Origin of the sequence: Xanthomonas sp. NCPPB 4467 (assembly GCF_041475665.2) — a bacterium.
Classification (GTDB): domain Bacteria; phylum Pseudomonadota; class Gammaproteobacteria; order Xanthomonadales; family Xanthomonadaceae; genus Xanthomonas; species Xanthomonas dyei.
Genome location: NZ_CM191260.1, coordinates 2529465 through 2543850 on the forward strand (window position 1 = coordinate 2529465; position 14386 = coordinate 2543850).

Genomic DNA, 14386 nt, shown 5'->3' on the forward strand with positions numbered 1-14386 from the left:
CTAACCGCCGCCGCCCCCTCCACCGCCCCCACCACCATCTCCACCACCACCGCCATCCCCTTGAGGCCCGTTCTGCATCGGCCCCTTGGCGAACTCTGGCAAGGTCATCACCATCACCGGACCACGACTGGTGTTGACCTCGGTCGCGACATCCATGCCCAGTGCCTGGCGCGTGGCGACGTGCTCCTGGGCTTCCTGCATCGCTTGGGCTTCCAGGAACTCGTTGCCTTGTTTGATCAGCGCCTGGGTGGCTGCGCTGTTGGCCACCCGCGTCAGGGCCTGCTCGATCGCCAACTCGTTCTTGCTTTCCAGCGCATAGAGCACTTCGTCCACGTCAGGGTCGCCGGTGATGGATTTGCGCTCAGCTTTCGACGCATCGTTTGGCGCATCCCTTTCCGCTGCACCGGCGAAGCGCTGAGCTAGCGGAGGGAAGGCATCGGCTTGCGCCGCCGCTTGACTGGGAGAGCGGTGGCCTTGTTCGTGCGCGCTGAATGCATCAATGCTGCCACGCTCCTGGTCTAGCACCCTCTTTTGAGCGAAGGGATAGGGTTCGCCGCGATCGCGATACTCCCTCCATTCCTTGTAGAAGCGCTCGTCTTCCCGATCCGCTGCCTCAATCTCCTGTTGCAGTTGGCGCAGCGAGCGCATGGTCTCTTCCAGTAATAGGGTGCTACTTGGTTCTGCGGCGCTGCGGTCCTGCGCCGGGGTCGATGGCGTCTGTTGGTTTTCTGCGTCAGCAGACCCGACAGGCCAGCGCGTGTCGGCACCGCTTGCCGATGACTGCTCGCGCGCTTGCGCGAGGTGGTCTGGGGGCAGCACAGCCGCCCCATGCCCGGCGGGCGAAGCGCTTGAAGGGCGGAGCTGATCTGCGGCGGCTTCTTGCTCAGGCGTGGTAGACACTATGGAGCGCGACGCAATCAACGGCTCTGCTGTCGTAGGCGGTGTTTGGGCCATGACGCGACCCGGCGCTGGCTCCTGCAGGTGCGCCACGTTTCGCTGGCGCAGCGATGCTTGCTCTATCTCAGGTTGCTGCGCCTGAGCGCTGTAGTCCAGCGCTGATGGCACTGCATTAGCCTCTGCGCTTTGCGGAGGGTGTCTGCGAGATTCCGGGATCTCGGATGGAGCCACCTGGAGGCGCGCGGTGTCGCGATGCTCCAGCGCCTGCATTTCCAGCGCGCGCTCCGTTTCGTGTGCTTGTCCCGGTTGCGCATCGCCTGGGCCGGGCGTTTGCTTCAGTGGGTCAGGTGTGTTGTGAGAAAGGTGTTCGCGTGCCTGCTGGTTCTGCGCCTCGAGCTGCTGACGCGCGTCTTGCTGCTGCGAGTGAGGACCCGTCGCTTGTTGAGCCAGCGCGGCATCTTGAGCCTGCGGTTGAATGTTCGGTTGCTGCGAGGTTTGCTGACGCTGGGCCTGCTGCTGCTCGAGTTCTTGCATTTGTTGCTGCTGATGCCGGGCTTGCTGCGCCTGACCTTCCTGGACCTCAACGTGTCTGGCTTCTTGGGTCTGTCGGTCTTGCTGTTCCCGCTGCCGGTTTTCCTCAGCTTGGCGTTCCTGCGCCTGACGTTGCTGCACATCCCTCTGATCACGCTCCTGCAGCTCGCGTTGCTGGCTGGTCTGCGCCTGGCGCTGCTGTTGCTGGCGTGCTTCCTGTTCGCGTTGCAGCTCCACTTGGCGCTGACCTTCCAATACCGCATGTGCCTGGACCGCAGGTTCGCTTTGTGAGCTATCTTCGTGCTCAGGCTGTGCCTGCTGGAGATGCTCGCGCACCTGCGCGGCATGTTGCTCTTGCGCAAGACGATCTAGCTGTTCGCGCTCTTGCCGCGCCTGTGCCGCGACAGAGGCCTGCATGCGCGCCTGCATATCCAGTACCAGCTGGGGGCTGGACGAGGTGTCCGAATTCGATGCTTCGCTGTCGACCGATCCCTCCGATACCCGTGCGGTGGCGGCTAGTGGGCGTGCTGGCTGGTCCGGCAAGGCTGGCGGCTGTTGCCGCGCCTGCACCTGCTGCAACGCCTGGCGAATCTCCTCGCTGCTGGTTATGGCGGCGATGCGATCCACCCCATCAGCGCCGCGCTGTAGATGCGCGATGGGGCTATCGGCGCCAAACATGCCACCGGCGCCGCGTTGCAGTTTCAACGATCCAGCGCCGATAAGGCCGTACTCATCGCGCGTGCGTTGGGTCGCCAGCTCGATCGCCTCACGCCATTGCGGCTGCAACTCGGTGCCGACGATGCGATAGCGGTACTGCGTTTCCTCGCGCTGCAGATCCTGCGCTGACGGCGGCGACTGCCGGAGGGCGGCAATCGCCTGCGCCTGCTCAGCCAGTGCCGGTTGCAGCAGTGCGCGCGTGGTCTCCAACTCCAGCACGCGATTGCCATCGGGTGGGGCACCGTTGCTGGTCCACCGGCCCTCCATGTCGCGGTAATAGCGCTGGCCGTCGGAGGCAGTCAACGCATCCGGGTCGGGCAGCGCCTGTTGCACGGCCGGCGACATCGGTAGCCCATCGGCCGCCCAGCCGTTGCGGTGATGTGCCAATTCGTAGCGTGCGGCGATGGCGCCGGGGCTGTTGGCGACGTTGCGGGCGATGACGTCTTGCGCTTGCGCATCGAGTTCGGCCGCACGGGGCGGCAGGGCGGTTTCCTGCACGTAACTGCCGCGATCGTTGGCACCCGACACATCGGTCTTGACCAGCCGATGCCACTGGCCGTCCGCTGCATCGCGTCGCCAGTCGGCGCTGCTCAGGCTGGGACGGTCAGTGGCATTGGCCGGCTGGCGATACGGATCCTGCGGAGTGGGCGCATCCTTCAAGGCCAACGCGGCAGCGGCGTTGGTGGCCTGGTAATTGAGTTCGCGCGCCTTTTGGTAGCTGGCGACGATGGGCGTGGAGGTGGGGTTGTTGACGCCATCGTTGGTGGTGTCGGCCTTGCCGTCGCGCGCCCAGGCGACGCCGTTGAACGACCACTGCGTGCCCGCGCGATCGGTCTGGGTGTAGATGGCGCGGTTATCCAGCAACGCGGCGGCTTTTTCGCCAGCGGTACTCAAGAAATACGCATCGGCCGCGATCAGCACCATCGGCCCGGCGCCCGAGCTGCCCAGCGCGTAAGCAGCAGCGGTGCCGCCGGCCCAGCCGCCGACGTTGCGGCCGGCGAAGTGGGCAAGCTCCGATTGTGCGGCGAGCGGGTTGTTCTCACCGAGAAAACGTGTGGCGCGTTGGCCGGTCATCACCGTGTCGGCGGCGGTGGCTAGCAGGCCGGCGGTGCGCAGTGCTTGGCCTGCAGATAGATCACCGGCCAGTAGCTCTGCGGTGGCGAAGCCGCGTTGGCCTGACGGAATGCGTAATGGTCGTGCTGCTTCCTCGCCGAGCACATTTTCGACCTGCAGGATGCCTTGGTCGGAAAGTGTCAGTCGGCCTGCGCCATGGGCTTGTGCGATCGCTTGGGAAAGTGAATTTCGACCGATCTCCGGATCGCCGCCTTTGGTGAGATTGATGCTGGATTGCTCTACGTATTGAAGTGTAGATATGACGCGCTGCTCGGAGTGGACGATTGATGACCAGCCAAGCTCGGGTCTTTGCAGCGTTGGAACTGCGTCGATCTGAGATGCAAGACTCCGGTCGTAGTTCTGCGCGTTCTTGAAAAACGAATTGATGCCAGGCCGCATGTCGTCTGCAGCCATGCCGATTGGGGCGTTGGTGTAAAGGTCCGCATTCCCCAATCCAACTCTCATCGTATCGATCAGTCGATCGACTTTGGGGGAAATTCTCGCAATGGCATCTGGATCGCCAGCCATTGCCAACTGACCGTCAGCGGTCCGCGACAAACGCTCCAATCTGGCCAAGGAGCCATCTTGGTAGTCTTTAATAGGTCCACCGCTATGTGGCGAAAGCCCTAAGGCACGCGCCAGTGTTGGCTCACTGGGCATATAAATCAGATTGCGGTCAGCATTAATATTGAATGCTTTCTTCTGCTGAAGTATTTCAAGCAACGGACTGTTGCGAAGCGTTTGCTGCTCAGCAATATGATGCTCTTGAAAAATCGTACGTCTAGGCATGACAGTATTCCGTTATTGAAATTAAGCGTCTTTCCAGTCAGTAACGTCTCGAAACCAAAGTCCATTAGAAGATTTTCTCGTGCCACCGATACCGGCTTCACGCACTGCATCTAACAATGTGCGATCGCAGATAACATAGTAGTCAGCAGAGAAAGGTGTTCGGAATACATGAGAATTTCCAACCACATCTTTCCGAAAAGCCAGGCTCGCACCGCCAGTTAGATCGTAAAATTTTCCATTCACGAAATCGTCGCTAATTTCTATCTCTACTTCCGACTGCTCCTCATCAAGCGCGTCCAGCACTCGCACTACATCGCACAGGAAGTATCTAGGACCCTGAGTGCCATCGGCCATCAGGAAATCGCACTCGACGAAGCTGAAGCCCTCTGGATCGACGGTCGAAAATACCTGGTGTAAACGCTCGGACACGAGCCAATAGCCACTGAAACCGGCTTCCAGGTCTTTAGGCATAACACCTTTCGATGGGTCGTAGATGAGGCGTGGTCTTTCTAGAAGTGTAGGAAAGCCCCCTTCGCTCGGCCTCAAAATTAATCTGGGAGGTACGAGTAGTTTTTTCACGTTTTCGAACACCACCCCGAGTTCAGGGCCGTATTCAAGATCTGGCATCAAGATGTAGAACTCGCCTTTCTGCGGTTTATTCTGAGTAGTCACTTCTATTTCTTGTGTTCCGTTCATGGATATTGCTCCACAGCTTATCGGTTATGGTGACTTTGCCAGAATTAGGTATCAACAACCCAGTGATTCAGCTTCAAGCAGTACCACATTTCTCAACAGACAACATCAATGCTTGCAGTCAAGCTCCCGATCAACATGATTTTGAATCTGAGTAAAGACACTCTATCCCACGACAGTAGCGTTGGCGGTTAGAGGTAGTCAACGCATCCTAGGTGCAGGCGATGACCTCCTGCGCTTGTGCGTCCAGTTCGGCCGCACGGGGCGGCAGGGCGGTTTCCTGCACGTAACTGCCGCGATCGTTGGCGCCCGACACCTCGGTCTTGACCAGCCGATGCCACTGGCCGTCCGCTGCATCGTGTCGCCAGTCGGCGCTGCTCAGGCTGGGACGGTCAGTGGCATTGGCCGGCTGCTGATACGGATCCTGCGGAGTGGGCGCATCCTTCAAGACCAATGCGGCAGCGGCGTTGGTCGCCTAGTAATTGAGTTCGCGCGCCTTTTGGTAGCTGGCGACGATCGGCGTCGCTGTGGGGTTGTCCACGCCTGCATCGCGTCGCCAGTCGGCGCTCCTCAGGCTGGGACGGTCAGTGGCATTGGCCGGCTGGCGATACAGGTCTTGCGGAGCGGGTGCATCTTACAGCGCCAACGCGGCACCAGCGTTGGTGACTTGGTAATTGAGTTCGCGCTGAATCGCTCCACTGCATCGAGGCAGAGGCCAGCGACCAGATCCAATAAAAAAGCCGCGCTCCCGAAAGAGCGCGGCTTCGACAGCATCGGCCGCTATGCGACCGATCCAGTGGTTTAGAACTCGGCCCAGTCCGATTCGTTGGACGGTGCCGACGCCACTGCGGCGCGCGCGACGGGCCTTGCAGCAGACGGCTTGGCAAGCGTCTTGGCAGCCGGCTTGCTTGGCGCGGTGGGCCGTTTGGCGGCGAGTTGGTGCACGACCGGCGTGGCGCGGGTCTGGGATTCCAGTTCGGCCGACAGACGGAACAGTGCCACCGCTTCGGTGAGCTGCTGCGCCTGATCTTCCATCGAGCGTGCGGCAGCGGTGGCTTCTTCCACCAGGGCGGCGTTCTGCTGGGTGGCTTCGTCCATGTGGGTGACGGTCTGGTTGACCTGTTCGATGCCGGCCGACTGTTCCTGCGAGGCGGCGGAGATCTCGCTCATGATGTCGGTCACGCGCTGCACCGAGGACACGATCTCGCTCATGGTGGTGCCGGCTTGATGCACCAATGCCGAGCCTTCGGCCACCTTGCTGACCGAGTCGTCGATCAGGCTCTTGATTTCCTTGGCGGCGCCGGCAGAGCGCTGCGCCAGCGTGCGCACTTCCGAGGCGACCACGGCAAACCCACGGCCTTGTTCGCCGGCACGTGCGGCTTCCACCGCGGCATTCAACGCCAGGATATTGGTCTGGAAGGCGATGCCATCGATGACGCTGATGATCTCGGCGATCTTCTTGGACGAGGTCTCGATGCCGGACATGGTGGTGACCACCTGGCCGACCACGCTGCCGCCATGCGAGGCCACGCCAGCCGCGCCGATCGCCAGCTGATTAGCCTGGCGCGCGTGTTCGGCGTTCTGCTTGACGGTGGAGGTGAGTTCTTCCATCGAGGCAGCGGTTTCTTCGAGATTGGCCGCCTGTTGCTCGGTACGCTGCGACAGATCCTGATTGCCGGCAGCAATCTCGCCGGCGGCGGTATTGATGGTCAGGGTGGAGTGCTTGATGCGGCCGACGATGTCGGTCAAGCGTTGTGTGGTGGCATTGGCATCGTCGCGCAGGCGCGCGAACACGCCGTGGAATTGGCCGTCCATGCGTGCGGTCAGGTCGCCATCGGCGACCGCGCCGAGCAACTGCGACAGCTTGCCCAGGTTGCGATCGCTGACTTCCATCATCGAGTTCAAGTCCGCCACCATCACCGCAAAGTCGTACTTGAAGCGTGCCGCGTTGCCGCGGGCGCTGAAGTCGCCCGCCGCTGCCGCCTGCGCCAACTGCTTGATCTCGGTGTTGATCGACAACAGGCTGGCCTTGGCCGCATCCATCGCTTCGTGCAGGATCGCGCGGCTTGCCGGCAACCGGCGTGCGTCCTGGGTCAGGTCGCCCTGCGCGTACTGGTTGAGGATGCGCACCGAATCGGTGATGGCGTCCAGGTGCTCGAAAATCATCGTGTTGATGCCGCCGGCCAGGGTGCCGTACACGCCGGGGAAATCTTCCGGCATGCGGTGGGTGATGTCTTCGGCCGCATGCAGATGCGACATGCGTGCGGTCTCGTCGGAGAAGCGGCGCAGCATCTGGGTCATGCGGCTGGTGGCCTCGAGCATCTGGCCGATTTCGTCGTTGCTGGTCTTGCTGACCTGCATGCTCAGATCGCCACGCGACACCGCCTGGATGGCGCCCAATGCCTTGGACAGCGGGTTGGTGATGCTGCGTGCGATCAGCCAGCCGAAGGTGATCGACAGCGCAGCCATCAACAAGGTGCCCAGCAGCAGCACTGCGCTGGTGAACTTGAACGAGGTTGCGCTGGCCGCGACCATGTCGCTCAACGCCTTGGACTGCTGCGCATACATCTTGTCGACCGAGGCGAACAGTTCCTTGCGGATCTCGCCGGACTGCTTGCGCGAAAACTCCATGGCCGCAGCGCGGTCGGGGTCTGCGTACAACGTGCGCAGTTTCACATTGGCGGCGAAGTAGCGCGTGCTGGCATCGGCCAGCTTGGCGTATTCGGCTTTTAGCGGAGAATCCGGGCCGATCTTGGCGTCCAGCGTCTTTTGCGTTTCCGCATACTTGGCCTGGATTTCGTCCATGCGCTTGAAGAAATACGCATAGCGTTCCGGGTCGTCCAGATTGACGAACTGACCCACTTCATAGACGCGGAATTCGCCGGCGAAACCACGCAGTTCCGACAACTTGCTCAACACCGGCACCACATCTTCATTGATGAGGGCGGTCTGCTGCTGCATCTGCTTCATGCGCGAAAAACCCAAGCCGCCGAGCAGGGCGGTGAGCACGGCACTGAGGCAGAACGCAAACATCAGCTTGCGGCGAATGGGCCAATCGTTGAACTTGTTCATCATGTAACTCCGGGGCGTAACATCGCGATGTTGTCCTGCACGCTAGCGGCCCGGAGCGATGATTCTTGATATTGCAAGAATGAATCAAACAGTCCTGCAACTGGGCGCAATGCGGGGATTGCCACTGAAAAACTGCTGATCTGTTCTCATCTAGCTAAAACACCACGATCCAGCGCCGTGGTTGCAACGGCGCAGAGATGGTTTAAAAGTCCTGCCACTGGCTTTCGTTACCGAACGCGGCCGTGGGCACACTGGCCGCTTTACGGCGCACGGGTGGCGCTTGCTTGGGTGCGATGGATGCCGGCTTGGCCGGGCGTGCCAATGCCGCGACCTGAGGCGTATCGGCAAGCGTAAAGCGCGCGACCGCCTGCGCCAGTTGTCCGGCCTGATCTTCCATGGTGCGTGCGGCCGCCGTGGCTTCCTCCACCAATGCGGCGTTCTGCTGGGTGGCCTCGTCCATCTGGGTGATGGTGCGATTGACCTGCTCGATGCCGGACGATTGTTCCTGCGAGGCCGCGGCAATCTCACCCATGATGTCGGTGACGCGCTGCACGCTGGCGACGATGTCGGCCATAGTGGTGCCGGCCTGGTGGACCAGCTGCGAGCCCTCGGCCACCTTGCTGACCGAATCGTCGATGAGGTGCTTGATTTCCTTCGCCGCACCGGCCGACCGCTGCGCCAAGGTGCGCACTTCCGAGGCAACAACCGCAAAACCACGACCCTGCTCGCCGGCGCGTGCCGCTTCCACCGCCGCGTTCAACGCCAGGATATTGGTCTGGAAGGCGATGCCGTCGATGACGCTGATGATCTCGGCGATCTTCTTCGACGACACTTCGATGCCCGACATGGTGGTGACCACCTTGGCCACCACCGCGCCGCCTTGCGAGGCGACACCGGCCGCGCCGATGGCGAGCTGGTTGGCCTGACGCGCGCTCTCTGCGTTCTGCTTGACGGTGGAGGTGAGTTCTTCCATCGAGGCAGCCGTTTCTTCCAGATTGGCGGCCTGTTGTTCGGTGCGTTGCGACAGATCGCTATTGCCGGCGGCGATCTCGCTGGAGGCGGTATGGATGCTGCCGGCGGCCTGCTGGATGCGTCCGATCACCTGCGCCAGCTCCTCGGCGGTGGTGTTGGCATCGTCGCGCATGGTGGCGAACACGCCGTGGAAGTCGCCGTGCATGCGTGTGCTCAGGTCGCCCTCGGCCAGTGCGCTCAGCAGACGCGACACCTCACTGATGCTCACTGCATTGGCATCGAGCAGGGCATTGAGTTGTTGCGCCAGTTGCAGGAAAAAGCCTTTTTTTCCAGTACTGTCGATGCGCTTGGACAGATCGCCTGCAGCGGCGCTGCGCACCACATCGGCCACGTCTACTTCTGCCCGCGCTTCGGCGGTGCGGTCGCGCCATTCGCAGACAAAACCCAGATGCGCGCCGCCTTCGTCGCGGATGGCCGAGACATTCTGCGCGATGCAGGTGGCGCGGTACCGCACTTCGCGTTGTGCTGCGCCCTGGCGGTCGAGCCGCTGGTAGATTTCCGCGTCCTGCGCATTGCCCACTTCCAGCAGCGACACCGGTTGCCCGACCAGGTTGGCGCTGCGATCGAACGCCGGCGCGCAGGCCTGGATATCGTCTGCGTAGGCGTGCAGCAAGGACTGCAGTGCGGTGTTTGTATAGATGATGGTCAGGTCCGGGTCGGCGATGTACATGCCGGTGGATGCGTTATCCAGTGCGGTGCGAATGCGCAGGTTTTCCGCGGCGATGCTGCGCTCGCGCTCCAGGCGTTCGCGCAGGTCGCGCTGCATGCGCGACAGCGCCGCCATCAGGCTGTGCGTATGTTGTGCGGCAACCGGGATGGGCTGGTCCAGGCGGCCTTCGGCAATGTGCTGTGCAGCGGCCATGGCCAGCTGCGGTTCGCCGCCCAGCAGGCCGAACACCGAGCGCAGGATCCAGCCGGCGGCCAATGCCAGGCACACGAATGCAAGCACGACGGCGCCGCCTTGCTGCCACATCACGCGGTGGCTGTATTGCTCGGCCTGGCTGCGGTTGGCCTCGTTCAAGGCCAGGATGCGCTTGCTGATCGCACCCATGCGGGTTTCGAGCTGGCCGAACTTGTCGGTGAAATCGCGGTACGCCGCAGCGCTGTCGGCATGCGTTTCGGCCAGCGTCATGACCTGTTCGGCCGAGGCGATGTAGGCCTGCAGCGCGGGTGCTACCGCTTCCAGCTCGCTGCGCAATGCCGGGTCCAGCGGCAACTTGCGGTTGGCTTGCACCGCATCGCGAAATTCACCGGCATGCTCGCCCAGCGATGCGCGCGCGGCGGCGATGCCGGCATCGTCCTGGCGCGATGCGGCGAGCAGCCCGGCGGTGACGTCGCCGCGCAAGGCGTCGTGCATCATGTCGGCCTGCATGTGGTTGCGCAGCGCGTCGGAAGAAATGACCTGCGCGGCGATGGCTTCCAGCAGCCCGCGCTGCCCGCTGTAGCCGACACCGCCCAGGGTGAGCAACGCCAGTGCAGCCACCAGCACCAGAACGCCCAACATATGCATGATCTTCATTGCGCGGTCCGTGTCAGAAGCGGAAAGACAGACCGACGCCGAGGGCGTGGTCGGGTGAGCGATCGTTGAGGCCGCGGCTATAGACCGCGTCCAGTTGCACATCGTTGCTGAGCAGCCAGGCCGAGCCGACATCGAGCAAGGCCACGCTGCCGCCATCGTCGCTCTTGGCGATCTGCGGCAATGCCACTTCGACGAAGGAGCGCACGCGGTCGTTCCAGGCTTTGCCGAGCACCGCGCCGAAGATGCCTGCGGTGTAGCGATGGCCTTCGCCGTCGTCGTCCCAGATCACGCCGGGCATCACGCCGGCAGAGATGCTCTCGCTGAGTTCCCATTCGGCCACCAGCCGGAACGAGGGGCGCGCGCCGTGACCGCGCAGGGCGCGTGCGCCGCTGGGCAGATCCACATGCAGCAGCCAGGCCAACGAGGTCTTGCCGCTGTCGGAGCTTGCCAGATGATGCTTGATGCCGAGCGCGACGTCGGACATGCCGCTGATGCTGGAGTCGCCCGGCAGGTCGATGCGTTGCCAGCCATCGGTTTCCAGCCGCAATTCCCAGGTCTGGCCCAGTCCGTAGCGGAACAGCGTTGGCGTGGAATAGCCATCGACCGATGCATCGCGTTCCCAAGCGGCGCTGGTTTCCACCTGCAACCGATGATTGCCGACGGTGAGGCTGGACTCGACAAAATCGGGCCGGTCGGTGGCGATGGGGTCTTCGGCGCGGGCATGGCCGGCGACGCACAACAGCGCAAGACAGCTGGCGAGAACGGATGACTTCATGGCAACCCCTGCAACGATCCAACCTCGGATGCATGCGTCTGCGCGTGCTGTCTGCACCTGCGCATGCGGTGTGTGAGCGGCTGTTGCGGTAGTGCACAGGCAGCCGTTGTCACCCAGGCTAACGGCAACGCCAGATAAATCTTTAAGCATTGCCGATCGGTGGCGCAAGGCGGGGCAGGGCGTGTGTGCAGCGCCGGGCCGACAGCAGCGCTTGCGTCTGCTTGAAGCGGCCATCATGCACGTGGGTGTTGTGGTTGCGGCAACGCTATCAAACAGGTTCGATGCGCTTGAAAGGCGTAGCGCGCAATTGCCAGGGCCCACGTGCGTGGCGACACTGCGCACGCTAGTGTGAGGCGCAGTGCTCAGTGCAGGCAGCACGGCGCCTTGCACAGGCGCCGTCGCTGGATCATGCCTGCTTTAGAAGTCCTGCCATTGGCTCTCGTTGCCGGACGTGTTGGCCGACGGCTTGGCCGACTGGCGCGCAGGTGCAGCGATACGCGTGCTGCCGGTGGGTGCGCGCTTGGACGCGGGCAGGGCACGCACAACCGGCCTGGCGGTAAGCGCAGCGCTCGCGGGTGCGGCCACGTGGCTGAGTTTGAACACGGCGACCGCCTCGGTGAGCTGGCCGGCCTGTTCTTCCATCGCACGCGCGGCGGCGGTGGCTTCTTCCACCAGCGCGGCGTTCTGTTGGGTGGCCTCGTCCATCTGGGTGACGGTGAGGTTGACCTGCTCGATGCCGGACGATTGTTCCTGCGACGCCGCCGAGATTTCGCCCATGATGTCGGTGACGCGCTGCACGCTGGCCACGATCTCGCTCATGGTGGTGCCGGCCTGCTGCACCAGCGACGAGCCTTCCGCCACCTTGCTCACCGAGTCGTCGATCAGGTGTTTGATTTCTTTTGCCGCACCGGCGGAGCGCTGCGCAAGCGTGCGCACTTCCGATGCCACCACCGCAAACCCGCGGCCTTGCTCGCCGGCACGTGCGGCTTCCACCGCGGCGTTCAAGGCCAGGATATTGGTCTGGAAGGCGATGCCGTCGATGACGCTGATGATCTCGGCGATCTTCTTGGACGAGGTTTCGATACCGGACATGGTAGTGACCACCTGCGCCACCACCGCGCCGCCATGCGAGGCGACATCGGCCGCGCCGATCGCCAGCTGGTTGGCCTGACGCGCGTGTTCGGCGTTCTGCTTGACGGTGGAGGTGAGCTCTTCCATCGAGGCGGCGGTTTCTTCCAGATTGGCGGCCTGTTGTTCGGTGCGCTGCGACAGGTCGTGATTGCCGGCAGCGATCTCGCTGGCGGCCGCATTGATCTGCGTGGCCGAGGTCTGGATGCCGGAGACAATGCCGGTGAGCTGCGCCACGGTGGCGTTGGCGTCGTCGCGCATGCGTGCGAACACGCCAGCGAACTGTCCATCCATGCGCACGGTGAGGTCGCCTTCGGCCAGCGCGCTGAGCAGGCTGGAAATACGCTCCAGGCCTTGCGAGGTGGTTTCCAGCAAGCCGTTGAGCTGGCGGCCGAATTCAAGATAGAACCCGTGCTTGTCGTCCAGCGCCAGACGCTGGCCGAAATCGCCCATCAACGCCGATTGCACCAGCGCCGCTACTTCTTTTTGCGTGCTGACTTCGGTGCTCACATTGCGCCACAGCAGCATGCTGCCGCTGCGATGACCATCGGCCGCGTAGAGCGGGCTCATGGTCAGATCCAGGGTCACCGGGCCGAAGCTGTAGCGCTCCGACGTGGTGGACTGCAAGTGCTGCAGGCTCTGCGCACGCGCCTTGCCCTCGCTGTCGGTACCGAACACGTAGTCCAGCGGCTTGCCGACGACCGCATCGGCACTGAAGCCGGTTTGGCCCTTGGCATGGAAGGCCGGCTCGCCGTGCTTGAACGAGGTGTGCAGCGCCTTGGTAATGAACACCGCGTTGTGTTGTTCGTCGGCCAGCAACACTTCCATTTCGGAATGCTCCAGCGCAGTGCGGATGCGCAGGTTTTCGTTGGCGATGGCGGTGTCGCGTTCGATCCGCGCACGCAGGTCGTCCTGCATGCGCTGCATGGCACCCATCAACCGGCCCACTTCGTCCCGACGTTGAATGGCGATGTGGTTGTCGAGCTTGCCCGAGGCGATCGCATCGGCCACGCCGACCGCCGATTCCAGCGGGCGCACCACCTGGCGGCGCAGCAGCAGGAACAACGCACCGCTGAGCACGACCGCCGAGGCCAGGCCCACCAGCAGGATCGTCCACAGCAGACGATGCGCCTGCTGCATGATGGCCGCATGCGGCACCACCACGCCCAGCGCAAAACGCTCCTGCGCTTTGCCGATCTGCAACGGCACATAGGCGCTGACGCTGCCTGCTGCGTCCGGGGTGAAGTCGATGTAATCCTTGCCGGCACTGGTGGCCTGCAGCAACGCACGATACCCCTCGCCGGTGGCTGGTTGGCCGATCCGTGCGACATCGCGCGAGGCCAGAATCACGCCTGCAGGCGAGATCAACTCCACATAGCCGCCATCCATGGGGCGTAACGCACTCAAGCGTTTCTGCAACGCGGCCAGGGCGAAATCGACCGACACCACGCCGAGATACTTGCCGTTGTCCATGATCGGCGTGGACAAGGTGGTCATCAGCACCGGCTTGCCCCCGATCACATAATCGTAGGGGCCGGCCACGATCTGGCGGCCCAATGCGCGCGGTTTCAGGTTCCAGTCGCCGTCGCCGGGTTTTTCGTAGCCAACCAGCGGCTCGCGAATCAGGGTCTGGCCGTTATAGGCCCAATAGGTCATGAAACGGCCGGTGCTGTCGTGCCCCTTGGCACCGACGTAGGCGTCGTCCTTGCCATCGAAGGCTTGCGGCTCCCACAACGTGCCCATGCCCACCCATTCCGGGTGGTCCTGCAATTGATCGTGCACGATGGCGGCCGCTGCGTCGCGGCTGATTCCGCCATGGGCGCGTTGTGCCAACAGGGCACTGGCCACCGACTGTCCGGCGACGAACGCCTGCCCCAACTCATTGCCGACCTGCTCGGCCTGAAAGCGCGCCACGCTCTGCATGGTGGTTTGCGCCGAGGCGATCAAGGCACGGCTGCTCTGCCAGTAGCTGATAGCCGCGGTCAGGCCGAAGCACAGCGAGGCGATGACCGCGGTGCCGAACATCAGGCGGTACGCAAGGCGGCCGTCGAAACGTGAGTGCGAGGAGAGCGAGGTCATGGGCGTGGCTGCAAAAGAAGGGAGAGGAACCCGCTGGGGCG

General features: G+C 63.0%; 6 protein-coding genes and 1 pseudogene. All 7 read right to left on the reverse strand.

All coding sequences use genetic code 11. The features are described from left to right. A complete protein-coding gene (locus ACCQ06_RS11000; RefSeq protein ID WP_372381661.1) occupies positions 1-3765 on the reverse strand; it encodes a hypothetical protein in 3765 nt (1254 codons plus the stop codon). A 303-nt stretch (positions 3766-4068) separates the two neighbouring features. Further along, entirely contained in the window at positions 4069-4743 is a 675-nt protein-coding gene (locus ACCQ06_RS11005) for a DUF1629 domain-containing protein (RefSeq protein WP_228324190.1), read from the reverse strand. Positions 4744-4960: 217 nt separating this feature from the next. Beyond that, positions 4961-5284 (reverse strand): annotated as a pseudogene (locus ACCQ06_RS11010) (hypothetical protein); the annotation flags it as partial. 257 nt (positions 5285-5541) lie between these two features. Further along, positions 5542-7812, reverse strand: coding sequence for a methyl-accepting chemotaxis protein (locus tag ACCQ06_RS11015; protein WP_316692578.1), 2271 nt, complete (start codon positions 7810-7812; stop codon positions 5542-5544). Positions 7813-8014: 202 nt separating this feature from the next. Then, positions 8015-10363, reverse strand: coding sequence for a methyl-accepting chemotaxis protein (locus ACCQ06_RS11020; RefSeq protein ID WP_316692423.1), 2349 nt, complete (start codon positions 10361-10363; stop codon positions 8015-8017). A 13-nt stretch (positions 10364-10376) separates the two neighbouring features. Continuing rightward, the gene (locus ACCQ06_RS11025) at positions 10377-11138 is read right to left on the reverse strand and encodes a transporter (protein WP_316692424.1); all 762 of its coding nucleotides are present in this window, start codon (positions 11136-11138) and stop codon (positions 10377-10379) included. A 417-nt stretch (positions 11139-11555) separates the two neighbouring features. Next, the gene (locus tag ACCQ06_RS11030; protein ID WP_316692425.1) at positions 11556-14345 is read right to left on the reverse strand and encodes a methyl-accepting chemotaxis protein; all 2790 of its coding nucleotides are present in this window, start codon (positions 14343-14345) and stop codon (positions 11556-11558) included. Positions 14346-14386: the final 41 nt, after the last annotated feature.